The organism is Prevotella sp. TF12-30, assembly GCF_003436715.1.
GTDB lineage: Bacteria > Bacteroidota > Bacteroidia > Bacteroidales > Bacteroidaceae > Prevotella > Prevotella copri_A.
This window is the reverse complement of record NZ_QSQJ01000039.1, coordinates 24,098-41,381: the sequence shown is the minus strand read 5'-3', so window position 1 is coordinate 41,381 and position 17,284 is coordinate 24,098. Positions and strand designations below refer to the sequence as shown.

Below are 17,284 nucleotides of genomic sequence, written 5' to 3'. Positions count from 1 at the left end.
AAAGCTGCTTAGCCATTATCTCAAATTTTAACGAACTATTGCTGTAAAATTACAACCTTTTTAGTTGGATAAACAAATATTTTATATTATATTTGCAGCAGAAAATAAGATTTCCTACATCTTATCACAATAAGGCAGAAATGCCGAAGGGTAAAACCTATAGTCCCGCTTCGGTGGGATTTATTTTTTTATGTACCTCCCAATTTCTCCAGCAAATTCTTCCTTGCAAGATCAGCTATCTCCTTCGCCTCCAAATAGCACCCGTCAATTTCTTCATAGGTGTATGCATTCCGAGCCTCAGCGATACTTTCGGTTGCAACCTCTTCGAACATATCGAAGACGATTTGCTCATTATTATTTTGCTTCATATCGAACACTATTAAGAATTAGTATTTCCTATTTTAAATATCATCAAATGCTGACATTTACACCGACATTCAACATTCACGAATCTACTATCGAATTGACTCTCTTCTCCCTTCCCAATGTCTCAGGAAATGCATAGTGGCCATTACCTATTTCACGAGGATTAGGCTCTATATGCTCGGCATACCATACACGTTTATACTCGGTGGTGATGATGCCGTAATCTCTGGCGACAATGATGGAAGCGGCGAGAGAGGCGCCATATAGCTCCTTGATGTCTATCATCTCTTCCAGCGTTATCTTCTCACGCTTCCTGGAACCCAACTCTTCGATAAGCGCCAACTTGGGAAGAAGGAAGAAACTGGCAAAGAGATCACAACGCTTCTCCTGTTTCAACGGACTGTCTTCCGGGAAGAGGAGAAGAAGATGGGCTAACTCATGTACTGCCGTGAAACGAAGTTTCTCTACGCTACTCTTTTCCGGATTAAAATCGAGAATCATCAGCGGATGCTTCTTATCTGCCCAGGTACTCATTCCGAAGACATAATCCGGGAGAGTTGCAGCAAGTATCATGATGCCTTTTCTTTCCAAGAGTCTCAGGATGCTGGCGATAGGGCCATCACCGCAATGCCATTTTTCACGAAGAAGACTGGATGCCTGGATGGCATCTTCCAGTGTTGATACCCTGGTGCCTTTTATCGGATTCTTGAACTGGATAGGAAAACCCGCTTCTTTCTCCTTGGCAAGATACTGCTCTGCCCAAAAAGAGAGTTTTGCTTCCAGGGCTTGCAACTCGTCTTCGGATAACTTACCATTGGAGGTGGTACGGAGCATCGGAACATCTATCTTGATATTGGTACCATCGAAATATGCCTCGCTGATATTGAGGGCTTTGGCTATGGCTTGCAGGGCATCACGCTTAGGGCGCATGATGCCTTTCTCATAACGGGATATACTCTGCTTGGTGATGGCTCCGTTGGTTCGCTCTACGAGTTTATCCATGCTGAGTCCCATCATCAGGCGCGCTTCCCGCAATCTTATTGAAAATGAGTCATTAGTCATATTTGTTAGCTCTTTAATTTGTTGACAAATATAACAAAAATAATTGATTCTGTAACTAAGTGTTTATAAGATTTAACACAAAAAAGCAGGCAAATGATAAAATAACAAGAAGAATTTAGGCAAAATCAGGTTTACACATTATTATAATAGAAAACACCTTGACCATACAAAACATACAGTCAAGGTGTTATACATATATTCATTCTCTATCTTAGTTGCTATAAGCACTCTCACCATGCTCGTAGATGTCGAGACCTTCCTCCTCTACTCGCTTGTCAACACGTACACCTACTGTCTTATCTACCACCTTGAAGATAATATAGGTAACTACGATGCTGTAGATGATGCTTACCACGGTGGCTACCACCTGAATCCAAAGCTGATGCCAGTCGCCATAGAGAGCACCCTGCACACCCTCGGCTCCAGTTACGTATCTTGTGGCGAAAACACCGGTGAGGATAGAACCCAGAATACCGCCCATACCATGCACACCAAAGGCATCGAGGGCATCATCATACTTGAACTTCTCCTTCACTACGGCTACCATGAAGAAGCAGACGATGGTGGAAATGATACCGATGCAGAAGGCACCTAAAATATCGGTACTGCCTGCCGCAGGAGTGATGGCTACCAAACCGGCTACGGCACCAGTACAAGCACCCACCGTGGTTGGCTTCTTGTTGACAATCCAGTCGATGAGCATCCAGGTAGTGGCTGCTGCAGCTGTTGCGATATGAGTTACTAGGAAAGCGTTGGCTGCCAGACCATCAGCTGCCAATCCGCTACCGGCATTGAAACCGAACCATCCCAGCCAGAGGAATGACATACCTATAAACACGAAAGTGATGTTGTGAGGAGTGATAGGATGACCCGCACGATAATCATCACGCTTGCCGACACAGAGCGCCATGACCAAAGCAGCTACACCGGCATTGATATGTACCACAGTACCACCCGCAAAGTCGATGGCTCCCATCTCCTGCAGGAAACCGCCGCCCCATACCCAGTGAGCCATAGGGAGATAGGCGATGATGACCCAGAGAACGGTGAAAAGTACATAACCGCTGAACTTGACACGCTCGGCGAATGCACCGAGAATCAAGGCTGGAGTGATGAGGGCAAACATGCACTGGAACATCACGAAAGTGAGCTCTGGAATACCCGTTGGCATGATGGCATCCAAGCCAATGCCGTGGAGGAAGCACTTATCGAAACCTCCGATAATGCAAGCCAAAGGGTTGCCGCTATCCGCATATTCTGTAGAGAAAGCCCAGGAATATCCGAAGGCCACCCATATCAAACTGACTACTGCCACGATGAATACCGTCTGCATCAGGATGCTCAGGATATTCTTCTGGCGCACCAAACCGCCATAAAAAAGTGCTATACCTGGGATTGACATCAAGAGCACCAAGATGGTTGCCATGATCATCCACGCTGTGTTACCCGTATCAAGAGTTGTCAACAATAAACTGCTCATAAATATATCTTATAGTTAAATTAGAATACAATATTATATAAAAGTCTCTCTATTCCTCTTTCTCTGCATTATACAATGCGATATCACCTCGTTCGCCTGTTCTGATTCTGACGGTATCCAGTACAGGAATCACGAAGATTCTGCCATCTCCCACTTCGCCAGTCTGTGCAGCTCCCTGGATGGCAGCGATGGTTGGCTCCACATTCTTATCACGAACCACAATATTCAAAAGTACACGTTCGATGCTGCTGGTATCGTACATCACACCACGATAAATGCGAGCCTGGCGCATCTTTCCCTCACCTCTTACATTATAATAAGAGAACCACTCGATGTCGGCAGCCAAAAGTGCCTTCTTGACATCCTCGAATCTAGACTTGCGGATAATTGCCTCAATCTTCTTCATAATCCTTTAATAATTAATAATGTGTAATACCTTTATTGATTGTCTCTATTGAAAACGGACCATTTTTGAATGTCACTCAAACCAAGCCATTCTTTACATTATGTTCGTTTTCGGCTGCAAAATTAATACATTTTATCAGCATTCTAAAGCAATCAAAAACATTTCGTTGCTACTCTTTCACGATTATTTTAAATTTATCCAGTCATATTGCATTCTCCTTACAAATTGTAAGCATTCAAGCTTTTCTTCGTTACAATTTGAAAGAAGGCTAAATTTTATTATTATTTCCTGTATATATTTTCTTGTCTATTCCAACAAAAAGTCGTACCTTTGCAACCGAAATCAAACAAATAGTCATCGAAAACATCCGAAAGACTATCAAAAAGTCAAGCCTCACAAGAGGCAAGACGTGAGAGATAAAAGAAGAGTATTCAAACTTAAAGGACAACGCAATATGAAAGAAACAGTTCATTTCACCAAGATGCATGGGGCGGGCAATGACTACATCTATGTAGATACCCAGCTGTACAACATCCCAGACCCCGAAAAGGCAGCCATAGCTTGGAGTGCTTATCATACAGGCATCGGAAGCGACGGACTGGTTCTCATCGGAAAGCCGCAGGATGGCAGAAGAGCCGACTACTCGATGCGCATCTTCAATGCCGATGGTTCAGAAGCGATGATGTGCGGCAATGCAAGCCGATGCATCGGAAAGTATCTTTATGAAAAAGGATTGACCCGAAAAGAAACCATCCGACTGGAAACGCTATCGGGCATCAAGATATTGAAATTGCATCTTCAGGATAACAAGAAGGTTGTAGATTCGGTGACAGTGGATATGCTGAAGCCGAGACTGGAAAATCCCCAGCAATTCAGAGGTCCTTCGGTACTCGAAGCCGATGGCAGAATCTTCGAAGGCACCTATGTCTGTATGGGTAATCCGCATTTCGTAACCTTCGTGGATGATATCGACACCATCGACATCGCCCACTATGGCAAGATTCTAGAAAGAGACGAAGCCTTTCCTCAACGATGCAACATCGAGTTCGCACAAATTACAGACACTGACATTATAAGGACACGAGTTTGGGAAAGGGGAAGCGGTATCACGATGGCTTGCGGAACAGGAGCTTGTGCCACAGCTGTAGCCGCAACCCAGACCAAGCGTGCCGGTAGAAAGAGCAGTATCGTAATGGATGGCGGAACGCTGGAAATAGAATACAGCGAGGCAGACGACCATGTCTATATGACGGGACCTGCCGCCTTCGTCTTCGAAGGAGAAATTGAATTATAAATTAAGAGCAAACTTAAATAACAAAGGTTGATAAAAAGACCGCAATAAAGGAGAACAAAAATATGGCATTAGTTAATGAACATTTCCTGAAGTTGGCTAGCAATTACTTGTTTGCCGACATCGCAAAGAAGGTAAACGCTTACAAGATTGCCCACCCGAAGCAACGAGTTATCAGTCTGGGCATCGGTGATGTAACCCAGCCCCTCTGCCCTGCCGTCATCGAGGCGATGCACAAGGCAGTGGATGAGATGGCAGTACAGGCTTCCTTCCGAGGCTACGGTCCGGAGCGAGGCTACGACTTCCTCCGCGAGGCTATCATCAAGAACGACTTCCTGCCTCGCGGCATTCATCTGGATGCCAACGAGGTGTTCGTAAACGACGGAGCCAAGAGCGACACAGGAAATATCCAGGAGATTTTGAGATGGGATAACAACATCGGTGTCACCGACCCGATTTATCCTGTATATATCGACTCTAACGTGATGATTGGCAGAGCGGGAGTCTTTGAGAACGGCAAGTGGAGCAATGTAACCTACATGCCATGTGATGAGAGCGACGACTTCATCCCTCAGATTCCAGACCACCGTGTGGATATGATTTATCTCTGCTATCCAAATAACCCAACAGGTACGGTCATCTCGAAGGAAGAACTCAGAAAATGGGTGAACTACGCTATCAAGAACGAGAGCATCATCCTATACGATGCTGCCTACGAGGCATACATCACCGACCCGGAAATTCCTCATTCTATCTACGAGATTCGTGGAGCCAGAAAGGTGGCCATCGAATTCCACAGTTATTCAAAGACAGCCGGTTTCACCGGTGTGCGCTGCGGATACACCATCGTACCAAAGGAATTGAAGGCCAAGACTTTGACCGGTGAGGAAGTGGCATTGAATCCGATCTGGGACCGCCGCCAGTGCACCAAGTTTAATGGTACAAGCTATATCAGCCAGCGTGCTGCCGAGGCCATCTACACCCCTGAGGGTAAGGAACAGGTAAAGGCAACCATCAATTACTATATGGAGAACGCCCACTTTATGAGAGCGGAACTTCAGAAACTCGGACTGAGAGTATATGGTGGCGAGAATGCTCCATATCTCTGGATGAAGACTCCTAACGATACACCAAGCTGGAAGTTCTTCGAGGAAATGCTCTATGGCGCCAGCGTAGTCTGCACCCCTGGTGTCGGCTTCGGTCCTTCGGGCGAAGGCTACATCCGTCTTACTGCCTTCGGTGAGCACGAGGACTGTAAGGAGGCTATGGAGAGAATCGCCAAATGGCTGGGAAAATAAACGTTCCAACAGATTATAAAGACATTGAAAATCAGAAATTTTAAATTATATAAGGTATGAGCAACTTAAGATTTGAAGCTGTTTCAGAGGCTTCCAAGAGAAAGCCTGTTGAGGTAACCGCTCCTAGCGAGCGACCAAGTGAATTCTTCGGAAAGAAGGTATTCAACCGACAGAAGATGTACAAGTATCTCCCTGCCGATGTCTATGAGAAACTGGTAGATGTCATCGACAACGGAGCACGTCTCGACCGTAACATCGCCAACGCCGTAGCCAAAGGCATCAAGCAGTGGGCTGACGAGAATGGCGTAACCCACTACACCCACTGGTTTCAGCCACTGACAGAAGGTACTGCCGAGAAGCACGATGCCTTCATCGAGCATGATGGCAAGGGTGGTATGATCGAGGAATTTTCAGGTAAGTTGCTCGTTCAGCAAGAGCCAGATGCTTCATCTTTCCCATCTGGCGGTATCCGCTCTACCTTCGAGGCTCGCGGTTATTCTGCATGGGATCCAACATCTCCTGTATTCATCATCGATGATACACTCTGTATCCCTACCGTCTTCATCTCTTACACAGGTGAGGCTCTCGACTATAAGGCTCCATTGCTCCGTTCATTGCACGCTGTAAACGTAGCAGCAACAGAGGTTTGCCACTACTTCAACCCAGATGTAAAGAAAGTTATTTCCAATCTCGGTTGGGAGCAGGAGTACTTCCTGGTAGATGAAAGCTTGTATGCTGCACGTCCTGACCTGATGCTGACAGGCCGCACCCTGATGGGGCACGATTCGGCAAAGAACCAGCAGATGGACGACCACTACTTCGGCGCCATCCCAGAGCGTGTTCAGGCATTCATGAAGGATTTGGAAATCCAGGCTCTCGAGCTCGGTATTCCTTGCAAGACCCGCCATAATGAGGTAGCACCAAACCAGTTTGAGTTGGCACCTATCTTCGAGGAGACCAACCTTGCCGTTGACCACAACATGCTCTTGATGAGCTTGATGAAGAAGGTGGCTCGCCATCACGGTTTCCGTGTACTTCTCCATGAGAAGCCATTCGCAGGCATCAACGGTTCAGGTAAGCACAACAACTGGAGTCTGGCTACAGATACCGGCATTCTGCTCCATGGTCCTGGCAAGACACCAGAGGATAACCTCCGTTTCGTAGTCTTCATCACAGAGACCTTGATGGGTGTATATAAGCACAACGGTTTGCTCAAGGCTTCTATCATGAGCGCTACCAATGCTCATCGTCTGGGCGCCAACGAGGCACCTCCAGCAATCATCTCTTCATTCCTCGGCAAGCAGTTGACCGACCTTCTTGAGCACATTGAGAAAGCCGACAAGAAGGATCTCTTCACCGTGGCTGGCAAGCAGGGCATGAAGTTGGATATCCCAGAGATTCCAGAGTTGATGATTGATAACACCGACCGTAACCGTACATCACCATTCGCCTTCACCGGCAACCGTTTCGAGTTCCGTGCCGTAGGTTCTGAGGCTAACTGTGCATCAGCAATGATCGTATTGAACACAGCTGTAGCCGAGGCTTTGACCGACTTCAAGAAGCGTGTGGATGAGTTGATAGCCAAGGGTGAGGATCAGACTTCAGCCATCATCGATATCGTTCGTCAGGATTTGAAGACCTGCAAGCCAATCCGTTTCGACGGTAATGGTTACTCAGATGAGTGGGTAGAGGAAGCTGCTAAGCGTGGTCTGGACTGCGAGAAGAGCTGTCCAAAGATCTTCGAGCGTTATCTCGACCCTGCCTCTATCAAGATGTTCGAGGATATGGGTGTCATGAAGAAGAACGAGTTGGAAGCCCGTAACGAGGTGAAATGGGAGACCTACACCAAGAAGATTCAGATTGAGGCTCGTGTGATGGGCGACTTGAGCATGAACCACATCATCCCAGTGGCTACTCACTATCAGAGTCAGTTGGCTAAGAATGTAGAAAACATGATTGACATCTTCGGTGACGAGGAAGGCAAGAAGTTGACTGCCCGCAACATCAACATCATCAAGAAGATTGCCGAGCGCACTCAGATTATCGAGACAGGTGTTGAGGAGTTGGTTAATGCCCGCAAGGTGGCCAACAAGATTGAGAATGAGCACGATAAGGCGATAGCTTATCATGACACGGTAGCTCCAAAGATGGAGGAGATCCGTTATCAGATTGACAAGTTGGAGTTGACTGTTGCCGATGAGCTCTGGACATTGCCTAAGTATCGTGAGCTTCTGTTCATCAGATAACAAGCAATTTTCTGGTTTAATTATAAGTTATAGTTTTCGTTTAAGAAAAAGAAAACGCAAAAGCTCTAAAAGAGCTACTCTTCATCAGATATAACAAAGAACGATCAATCTATTTCTTTTATTGGTTGTTTAAGTTTGCGCGGAGTGTGGTTGTGAAATCACGCTCCGCTTTTTTTCTCCAAAAAGCCTACACCTAAGTACACTCTGTATTTAGGAAATACTACCTGCCTCGGTATCAGAATCTAATCATACATATTTCTCCATCAACACAAAGGTGATGAAGCCCAGGAGAAGAGCGTAAGTGGCTTGCTTCTGAAAGCCATGGGCATGGGTTTCGGGAATCATCTCATCGCTCGTTACATAAAGCATGGCACCACCGGCAAAACCCAGCATCACGGGGAGGAAGGTGGAAGAGGCTGAACCCAAACCGAAACCCAACAGAATGCCTGCCACTTCGAGCAGGGCGATGAAGATGGAGATGAAGAAGGTGCGGACTGCTGTAACACCTGCCATCATCAAAGGAGCGATAATCACCATTCCCTCGGGAATGTTCTGCAGGGCGATACCGAAAGAAACGCCCCACTCCGTTGCGCCTTCTGATGAACAGACACTCACTCCAGCCGCCATGCCTTCAGGCAGTTTGTGCAGGGCTATCGCCATCACGAAAAGCATCACATGGCTGAGTCGGGCATTGTTGCGATGCTCCTCGGGGTCGAGTCCCGTAATATGATGAAGATGGGGAGTTACCAGATCTAGCACATTCAGGAACAAGGCACCTGCCATTACGCCAATCACTACCAGCCACCAAAGTCCGGTCTGTTCGAAAGCTGGCACTATCAGTCCCAACGTGGAAGCTGCCAGCATGATTCCAGCACAATATCCCAACACGGCGTCGTTCCATTTGTGAGGCAACTCCTTGACGAAGAATCCCAGGATGGCACCGATAATGGTGGCACCGCAGAGTCCGGCAGCACTTATCAATACGTTTGTCATTGTTATTTTGCTTTTTATCTTAATCCGTAAATATATCGAAGTTATCCTATCAAATATGCAAGATGCAGATATATGATAGAAGATAAAAAGCATGGACAACCCTCACGGTCATCCATGCCCATCTATTTTCGTATCTGATCTATTCTATTTAATTGTGTTCTGTCATGGTGAAATTGATGCACTTCAATTTCGTATATTCATTCCTATTTCAATTTCTTATAACCGTAAGCTGCATTATTGCCCAACTGCTCTTCAATGCGGATAAGCTGGTTGTACTTGGCCATACGGTCGGTACGGCTCATAGAACCCGTCTTAATCTGACCGGAGTTAGTTGCTACGGCAATATCGGCAATCGTAGTGTCCTCGGTTTCACCAGAACGATGGGAAGTAACGGTGGTGTAACCATGACGATGAGCCATCTCGATAGCATCCAGTGTCTCGGTGAGAGAACCAATCTGGTTTACCTTGATGAGGATAGAGTTGGCTGCACCCATCTTGATACCCTTCTCCAGGAACTTCACGTTGGTAACAAAGAGGTCGTCACCTACCAACTGGCAACGGTCGCCGATGGCAGCAGTCAACTTCACCCAGTTGTCCCAATCGTTCTCATCCAAACCATCCTCAATAGAATCGATAGGATATTTGGTAATCAGTTCTTCCAGGAACTTGATCTGCTCAGCAGCAGTCAGTTTCTTTCCATTAGGATCCTTCTTCTTGCCATCCTTCAACTGGCGGTAATCATAGAACCACTCACCATTCTCCTGAACGGCAAACTCACTGGCAGCACAGTCCATGGCAATCTTCACGTCCTTACCTGGCTCATAACCGGCATCATTGATAGCCTGGCAGATGCTGTCGAGCGCATCCTCTATACCATCGAGTGCAGGAGCAAAACCGCCCTCATCACCTACGGCAGTAGAAAGACCGCGGCTCTTCAGGAGCTTAGCCAAAGCATGGAACACCTCAGCACCCATACGGATAGCCTCCTTCTCGGAAGGAGCACCCACAGGGCGGATCATGAACTCCTGGAAGGCGATAGGCGCATCAGAGTGAGCACCACCATTGATGATGTTCATCATAGGAACAGGAAGGGTGTAAGTATTGCAACCGCCGATGTAGCGATACAATGGGATGTGGAGATACTCAGCAGCAGCATGAGCCACAGCCAGAGAAACACCGAGGATGGCATTGGCACCCAGATTAGACTTGGTCTTGGTACCGTCAAGTTCCAACATCTTATAATCGATGGCACGCTGCTCCAAGGCAGAGAAGCCAACCAAAGCAGGAGCAATTACCTGATTCACGTTTTCTACTGCCTTCAAGACACCCTTGCCGCCATAGCGGTTCTTGTCGCCATCACGAAGTTCCAGCGCCTCGTTCTCGCCAGTGGATGCACCAGAAGGAACCGATGCACGACCTACGACACCTGACTTCAATGAAACTTCAACCTCTACTGTAGGATTGCCACGAGAATCCAAGATTTCTCTTGCATGAACATTTTCGATAATCATAATACTATAATACTTTTAATTACATTAAACATTTTTTCCGAGTGCAAATTTAGATATTATCTGATAAACCACCAAATTTCGGGCATCATCAAAACTAGGTATTAGCCAAGAAATACCTACTTATAAGTATGCAGTAAATCACCATTTATCACTTCCCCATCATTTTTCCGATGATTTCCACGAAATCTTCCTTCTGCATAGCGCCCATCTGTATAGTGGGATTGCCCTTCATCGGGATGAAGAGGAAGGTAGGGATGCTGCGGATACCGAAGACGGAAGCCAGTTCGGGTTCCTGGTCGATATCCACCTTATAGAAATCTATCTTGCCGGCATATTTCCCGGCAAGAGATTCTACCATGGGAGCCATCATCTTGCAAGGTCCACACCAGGTGGTATAGAAATCGATAATGGCAGGACGGGAACCTGCAAACACCCACTCATCGGGATGAGACTCGTAATCCATAATCTTCTTCCTGAAATCGGAAGCCGTAAGCACCTGCACCTTTCCAGCAGAAGCAGACTGATTACTACTGCCAGCTACTGACTGACCTGCCTTCTCTGCCCCAGCCTTACTCTCTGATTCAACACGAGAAGGCAGTCCCGTTGAGCTGCCTTCCTGTTTCTTGTTATTTTGAGAACATCCCATAACGGCTAAAGCCATCATGGCATATAAACAAACATTTTTCTTCATCTAATCATTCTTTAAAATCAATAAGCCAAATCGATTGCAACAGGATATACTCGACATGGGTCGAAGTATTCCGCACAACTGTTCACCATTGCCTGCAAATCTGCCTTGGCAATACCATGGAATACCTGCTTGCCGTTTACCATGATGGTTACAGGCTCATTGAGGTTGACCAACTGGTCATTGAGATAAACTCTCAACTTACCACCAGTGGCAGGAGAATAGCTGCGGTTGAACTTCAGATCGATTCCCCACTGCTTATCCTTCAAGATAGTGGTGTAATCCACATTGCTCACCTTGATGGAAACCACGTTCTTGTCGATATCCATCTCGTAGTAGGTTCTAGACTCTGATGGACGAGCCAGCACCTGCAGGTTGTAGAAACCTGAACGGTGTCTGCCATCCATTTCGAAATCCTCCCAGAGCACGGTCTTAGGATATGGATTGCGCACAAACTGCTTGAGCCAAGGAGTAGTCAGACCATAGGTGATATGATGCTGCATACCCGGCAAGAGCTGGATGCGATGACGGAAGATTGGAGTCTTATCTACAGACAATGGGCGAGCCAACTGCGCAGAATCGAAAGCCACCTGGGTGTACCAGGTCAGGTCGTTGCGATAGAAACCGGTATCATCAGCACCCGTGAGGAAAGAGAAGCCGATATTGGCACAGTTTTCCACAGGCGCATTCTTCAAAGGTTCGCCACCTGCCATCGGACCCGCTGCAGCCCAATAGTCGGCATAGAAGGACGCAAGACGCTGACTGCCATAACCACCTTCGCTGATACCGAATACATAGAGACGGTTGGCATCCACCTCACCCTTTACCAGGTTCTGGCGAATCAACTTCTCGAAAGCATACTGCTTGGAGAGATGCCACCAGCGATAGTATTCACCCTCGTTAGGAATCTGAGGAATGAAATAGATGGAAGGAGAATCCTGGAAGCTCAGACCGAGCTTGATACCATTCAACCACTCATGGTCCTTAGGTCCCGATCCGTGAACATACAGGAAGAGAGGGAACTTACCATCGGCAGCAACTCCCTTCTTACCATAATAATAAGGCATCACCGCATTTGGCTCCAGACACTGAGGCAGATTCCAGGAGCTGTTTTTTGCCAATGTCAGATCTTCAGGTTCTATGAGCTTTTCTTCCTGCAGGTTCTTGTTGGCATCGCACCAGGCTGTCCATACCATCTTCTGGTAGTTGGCAATATCCTTGCCGTCGATAGCAGCCTGAAGCTTGGTGTCAAGAGGTGTGTTTTTAGAGAATTCCGCCTTACCGTCTTTCTCCAATGCTTTCTGCTGCGCTTTGAGCGACTGCAGGAAATAGGCATTCACCTTTTTCTGCAATCCCTGTGACTGCGCCATGGTCTGGGTTGAGTAGCTTAGTGAGGCAAGCGCCATCACCATGTAAATCATTTTTTTCATTTCGTACTATATATTTATTTAATTACTAGTCTTTCAAAGAATAGGTAACCGTAGTCACTACCCTCACCTTTTTAATATAAGGAGTATTGGAATCTCTATCCTCTATCGAGAACTGCCCTTGGTCAGCGTTCATGATCTTATCAATCTTGCTCTTGCTGTTTTCGGCAAACTGAGCAGCAGTCTTCTCTGCATTCTCAATTGCCTCCTGCATCATCTTCGGCTTCATCTCGCGGAAAGCCACATACTCGTACTTCACCGGATTCTCGTAGCCACCATCCACGATGGCCACACCTTTCTGAAGCAGGTCACCCTGCCGGGCGATGATACCACGAACCACCTTCACATTCCGGGAAGTCACGGTGATGATCGACGTGATGTTGTAACGGTAAGGCTGACGGTTTTCGCCATATCGTTCAGCATTGAGGTCGATGACCACAGGGGCATTGACATTGATTTCACTTTCCTTCACTCCATTTGCCAGCAGGAACTGGCGTATGGTGCTGGTGGTAGCGTTGATCTTCTTATAGAGCTGCGGCAAGTCGTTGCCGATCTCCTTGGAAACGATAGGCCATGTCACCTTATCAGCCTCAACTTCCTTTTCTGCCAATCCTTTCACCACCACTTTGCGGTCTTTGGCAATCACACTTTCAAGTCCAGACTTGACACAAAATCCAAGCACGATAATGCCTATGGCTAAGATCACTGCTTGCTTGATACCCGTATTGACATTCATAATAAGTCCTCCATTTATTAAGTTTAAAACGCTTACGAGGGCAAAGATAAGCAAAAAGATGATAGCTGCCATCTTTTTTAATCTTTTTTATGTTCTAATCTTAACCAGGCAAGAAAGATATGTTAAATCTTCTATACAAACGATACAACCTATTGATTTTTTCACTATCTTTATCCCGTTAAAATGATGTATAACCTCTAAAACCACAACATCATGAAGATAGGTGTTCCAAAAGAAATCAAGAATAATGAGAATCGTGTGGGAATGACTCCTGCTGGTGTAGCTGAATTCATTCGACATGGACACGAAGTGATGGTGCAGCATACCGCTGGCGAGAACAGTGGTTTTGCTGATGAAGAGTATGTGAAGGTAGGAGCCAGGATCCTGCCCGACATCCAGAGTGTGTATCGCGAGGCTGAGATGATTATCAAGGTGAAGGAACCTATCGCCGAGGAATATCCACTCATCCATCAGGATCAGCTTGTTTTTACTTACTTCCATTTTGCCTGCGACAGAGAGCTCACCGATGCCATGATCAAGAGCGGTGCAGTCTGTCTGGCTTACGAGACGGTAGAAACCGACAACCATCATCTGCCACTGCTCATTCCGATGAGTGAGGTAGCAGGAAGAATGGCGATTATCAATGGTGCCTACTATCTGCAGAAGACCAAGGGCGGCAAGGGTAAGCTGATCAGCGGTGTGCCGGGCGTGAACCGTGCGAAGGTTCTCGTTCTGGGCGGTGGAACCGTGGGAGAAGCTGCAGCAAGAATGGCAACAGGATTAGGTGCTGATGTGTGGATTACCGATATTAGTCTGCCTCGTCTTCGCCAGTTGCAGATGGAATTGCCGATCAATGCGCACACCCTCTACTCCAACGAGCACAATATCCGAAAGGAACTGCCGGATGTTGACATCGTAGTAGGCAGTGTACTCGTTCCGGGCGACAAGGCTCCGCACCTGATTACCAGGGACATGCTGAAGTTGATGGAACCAGGCACCGTACTGGTGGATGTGGCTATCGACCAGGGAGGATGCTTCGAGACCTCTCATCCAACCACCCATTCCGATCCGACATTCATGGTAGATGGCATCGTGCATTATGCCGTAGCCAACATTCCGGGAGCCGTGCCTCATACCTCTACCATCGCCTTGACCAATGCCACCCTGAAGTATGCCCTCGCTCTTGCCGACAAGGGATGGCGAAAGGCGTGCAAGGAAGACAAGGCTTTGTATCGGGGATTGAACATCGTGAATGGCAAGGTAGTATTCAAGGCGGTTGCCGATGTCTTCGGATTGAAATACGAAGAGATGGTATTATAGGAGATCGCATTATAAATTCATGAAACATAACTTTTAAGCCCATCGGATCCGATGGGCTTAGAAGTTATGATGTTTTTTTGTGTGCCTTTCCAATGATAAAGATAGACTCGTGGGCAGCGATTCAGCAAGGGAATATTCAAAAATTTTAAAACATATTAATAACAAATGGATTACAACATGATTGGGACCGCATGGTCGTTACTACCTCCTATCGTCGCCATCGCTCTGGCGCTGAAGACGAAGGAGGTCTATTCTTCTCTTTTTATCGGTATCATTCTGGGTGCCGTTCAATATTGCATTTCGATGGGAACAGGTTTCGACGGATTCCTCGTTCATCTGACCAACCACACCGTAGGCGAAGGCGATGATGCCAAGGCATACGGTTTGATACATTGCCTTTCCGACCCTTGGAACGTGGGCATTCTGGTATTCCTGGTGGTTCTGGGCAGCATCGTATCACTGATGAACAAGGCGGGTGGTTCTGCGGCCTTCGGCCGATGGGCTTCCAAGCACGTGAAGTCGAAGATTGGTGTGCAGGTAGCCACCATTCTGCTCGGTATTCTGATATTCATCGATGATTACTTCAACTGCCTTACCGTGGGTTCGGTGATGCGCCCTATCGCAGTGCGCAATGGCGTAACCAAGGAGAAACTGGCTTATCTCATCGACTCCACTGCAGCTCCTGTCTGCATCATCTCCCCAATCTCCAGTTGGGCAGCAGCAGTATCGGGCTTCGTATCGGGAGGCGAGAACGGACTGGCACTTTTCTGCAAGGCAATACCCTATAATTTCTACGCCTTCTTCACCATCCTCTTTATGTTTGGCATCGTGATCATGGGCTTCGACTTCAAGGCGATGAGCAAGTATGATGCAAGACTGAAGGAATGGTATGAGCGCACCAACGGAGGAAAGCTCGACGAGGTGAGCGATACCAAGCTGCAGATCGTGGAGCATGGTGTGGGAGCAAAGCAGGAAGAATCATCCCAGAGCAAAGGCTCTGTGAGCGATCTTGTGATTCCAATCATCATGTTGATTATCTTCTGTATGGCAGGTATGGTTTATTCGGGAGGTTTCTTCGATACCAGCAATGCCAACTATATGAACTTCGTTGACTCCTTTGCAGGCAGCAATGCCTCTATCGGTTTGGTGCTTGGTTCATTGGCAGCCTTGATTCTGACCATTCTGATGTTTACGGTTCGCAAGACCTTACCATTCGATGAAGCGATGAGTAGTCTGATCAAGGGATTCGAGGCGATGGTACCAGCCATTCTGATTCTTACCCTGGCATGGACCCTGAAGAGTATGACTGACTCGCTGGGGGCAGCAGAATATGTATCCACCGTAGTGGCAAGCAGCGCTTCTGAACTCCAGATGCTCCTGCCAGCCATCATCTTCCTGGTTGCAGCCTTCCTGGCATTTGCCACAGGTACATCCTGGGGAACCTTCGGTATTCTGATTCCTATCTGTATCGCCGTCTTCCCAGCTGCCGACCCATTGCGCATCATCTCTATCTCTGCCTGCATGGCTGGTGCTGTCTGTGGCGACCACATCTCACCTATCAGCGATACCACCATTATGGCGAGTGCCGGAGCCGAGTGCAAGCATGTACACCATGTTTCATCTCAGTTGCCATACGCGATTACAGTAGCTGCTGTAAGCTTCCTGACATTCATCGTGGCAGGTTTCACCCATACGCTGGGAATGGTAACAAGTGCCATCATTTCGTGGATATTCGGTATGGCGATGCTTGGTTTTGCTTTATTTTATCTAAATAATAGGTCGAAAGTAAAATAATCCTTAATTTTCTTGCATAATTAGAAACTTTTCAATATCTTTGCAAAAGAAAAATAATAAAGAACATATTAATAACGTAATACAGAATACATTATGAAGGAATTAAAAGGAACTAAGACAGAGAAGAACCTCCAGGAGGCATTCGCTGGTGAGTCACAGGCTCGTAACAAATATACATATTTTGCAAGTAAGGCTAAGAAGGACGGTTATGTTCAGATAGCTAACATCTTTGAAGAGACAGCTGCCAACGAGAAGGAGCACGCTAAGTTGTGGTTCAAGTACCTGGAGGGCGGTGCTATCCAGGATACAGAGAAGAACCTGGAGGCTGCTGCTAATGGTGAGCACGACGAGTGGACCGATATGTATCCACGCATGGCTAAGGAAGCTCGCGAGGAAGGCTTCGAGGAGATTGCAATTAAGTTTGAAATGGTGGCTGAAATCGAGAAGCACCACGAGGAGCGTTATCGCAAGCTCTTGAAGAACGTGCAGGACAAGCTCGTCTTCTCTCGCGACGGCGACTGCATCTGGCAGTGCTCTAACTGCGGTCATATCGTAGTAGGCAAGCAGGCTCCAGAGGTTTGCCCAGTCTGCAACCACCCACAGAGCTACTTCCAGATTGAGGCTCAGAACTACTAAGGTTCTATTAACAGAAATAAGGAGGTGTGT

Annotated in this window: 15 protein-coding genes; 6 read left to right on the top strand and 9 right to left on the bottom strand. The window is 47.0% G+C overall.

Annotated elements, in window-relative coordinates; genetic code table 11:
- Positions 1 to 188 precede the first annotated feature (188 nt).
- From DXD25_RS12975 to DXD25_RS12960, 4 genes are all read right to left on the bottom strand, one after another.
- The gene (locus tag DXD25_RS12975; RefSeq protein WP_117663874.1) at positions 189 to 368 is read right to left on the bottom strand and encodes a hypothetical protein; all 180 of its coding nucleotides are present in this window, start codon (positions 366 to 368) and stop codon (positions 189 to 191) included.
- Between the two features lie 76 nt (positions 369 to 444).
- The gene (locus tag DXD25_RS12970; protein WP_117663873.1) at positions 445 to 1,428 is read right to left on the bottom strand and encodes a helix-turn-helix domain-containing protein; all 984 of its coding nucleotides are present in this window, start codon (positions 1,426 to 1,428) and stop codon (positions 445 to 447) included.
- Positions 1,429 to 1,639: 211 nt separating this feature from the next.
- Positions 1,640 to 2,908, bottom strand: a complete 1,269-nt coding sequence (locus DXD25_RS12965; RefSeq protein ID WP_117663872.1) for an ammonium transporter — start codon at positions 2,906 to 2,908, stop codon at positions 1,640 to 1,642.
- 49 nt (positions 2,909 to 2,957) lie between these two features.
- Positions 2,958 to 3,314: a P-II family nitrogen regulator gene (locus tag DXD25_RS12960; RefSeq protein WP_006849503.1), complete on the bottom strand. Its 357-nt coding sequence runs from the start codon at positions 3,312 to 3,314 to the stop codon at positions 2,958 to 2,960.
- 454 nt (positions 3,315 to 3,768) lie between these two features.
- Here DXD25_RS12960 and dapF point away from each other — a divergent pair, with 454 nt between their 5' ends.
- The 3 genes from dapF (at position 3,769) to DXD25_RS12945 (ending at position 8,149) form a co-directional block, all read left to right on the top strand.
- Positions 3,769 to 4,608, top strand: a complete 840-nt coding sequence (gene dapF / locus DXD25_RS12955; RefSeq protein WP_117663871.1) for a diaminopimelate epimerase — start codon at positions 3,769 to 3,771, stop codon at positions 4,606 to 4,608.
- Positions 4,609 to 4,670: 62 nt separating this feature from the next.
- Positions 4,671 to 5,903: an LL-diaminopimelate aminotransferase gene (locus DXD25_RS12950; protein ID WP_117663870.1), complete on the top strand. Its 1,233-nt coding sequence runs from the start codon at positions 4,671 to 4,673 to the stop codon at positions 5,901 to 5,903.
- 56 nt (positions 5,904 to 5,959) lie between these two features.
- Positions 5,960 to 8,149, top strand: coding sequence for a glutamine synthetase III (locus tag DXD25_RS12945; RefSeq protein WP_117663869.1), 2,190 nt, complete (start codon positions 5,960 to 5,962; stop codon positions 8,147 to 8,149).
- 246 nt (positions 8,150 to 8,395) lie between these two features.
- On the opposite strand, the gene DXD25_RS12940 is transcribed toward DXD25_RS12945, so the two are convergent.
- The 5 genes from DXD25_RS12940 to DXD25_RS12920 form a co-directional block, all read right to left on the bottom strand.
- Complete coding sequence (locus DXD25_RS12940) at positions 8,396 to 9,142, bottom strand: ZIP family metal transporter (protein WP_117663868.1); 747 nt, start codon at positions 9,140 to 9,142, stop codon at positions 8,396 to 8,398.
- 203 nt (positions 9,143 to 9,345) lie between these two features.
- Complete coding sequence (gene eno / locus DXD25_RS12935; protein ID WP_117663867.1) at positions 9,346 to 10,653, bottom strand: phosphopyruvate hydratase; 1,308 nt, start codon at positions 10,651 to 10,653, stop codon at positions 9,346 to 9,348.
- A 148-nt stretch (positions 10,654 to 10,801) separates the two neighbouring features.
- A complete protein-coding gene (gene trxA, locus DXD25_RS12930) occupies positions 10,802 to 11,344 on the bottom strand; it encodes a thioredoxin (RefSeq protein ID WP_233522314.1) in 543 nt (180 codons plus the stop codon).
- Positions 11,345 to 11,361: 17 nt separating this feature from the next.
- The gene (locus tag DXD25_RS12925; protein WP_117663866.1) at positions 11,362 to 12,771 is read right to left on the bottom strand and encodes a hypothetical protein; all 1,410 of its coding nucleotides are present in this window, start codon (positions 12,769 to 12,771) and stop codon (positions 11,362 to 11,364) included.
- A 25-nt stretch (positions 12,772 to 12,796) separates the two neighbouring features.
- Positions 12,797 to 13,504, bottom strand: a complete 708-nt coding sequence (locus tag DXD25_RS12920) for an SIMPL domain-containing protein (protein ID WP_117663875.1) — start codon at positions 13,502 to 13,504, stop codon at positions 12,797 to 12,799.
- 213 nt (positions 13,505 to 13,717) lie between these two features.
- Here DXD25_RS12920 and ald point away from each other — a divergent pair, with 213 nt between their 5' ends.
- The 3 genes from ald to rbr all read left to right on the top strand — a co-directional run bounded on the left by ald (position 13,718) and on the right by rbr (position 17,254).
- On the top strand, positions 13,718 to 14,824 hold the full coding sequence (gene ald, locus DXD25_RS12915) for an alanine dehydrogenase (protein WP_117663865.1): 1,107 nt from the start codon (positions 13,718 to 13,720) through the stop codon (positions 14,822 to 14,824).
- A gap of 165 nt (positions 14,825 to 14,989) precedes the next feature.
- A complete protein-coding gene (locus DXD25_RS12910) occupies positions 14,990 to 16,618 on the top strand; it encodes a Na+/H+ antiporter NhaC family protein (RefSeq protein ID WP_117663864.1) in 1,629 nt (542 codons plus the stop codon).
- A 93-nt stretch (positions 16,619 to 16,711) separates the two neighbouring features.
- A complete protein-coding gene (rbr, locus tag DXD25_RS12905; RefSeq protein ID WP_117663863.1) occupies positions 16,712 to 17,254 on the top strand; it encodes a rubrerythrin in 543 nt (180 codons plus the stop codon).
- Positions 17,255 to 17,284 lie beyond the last annotated feature (30 nt).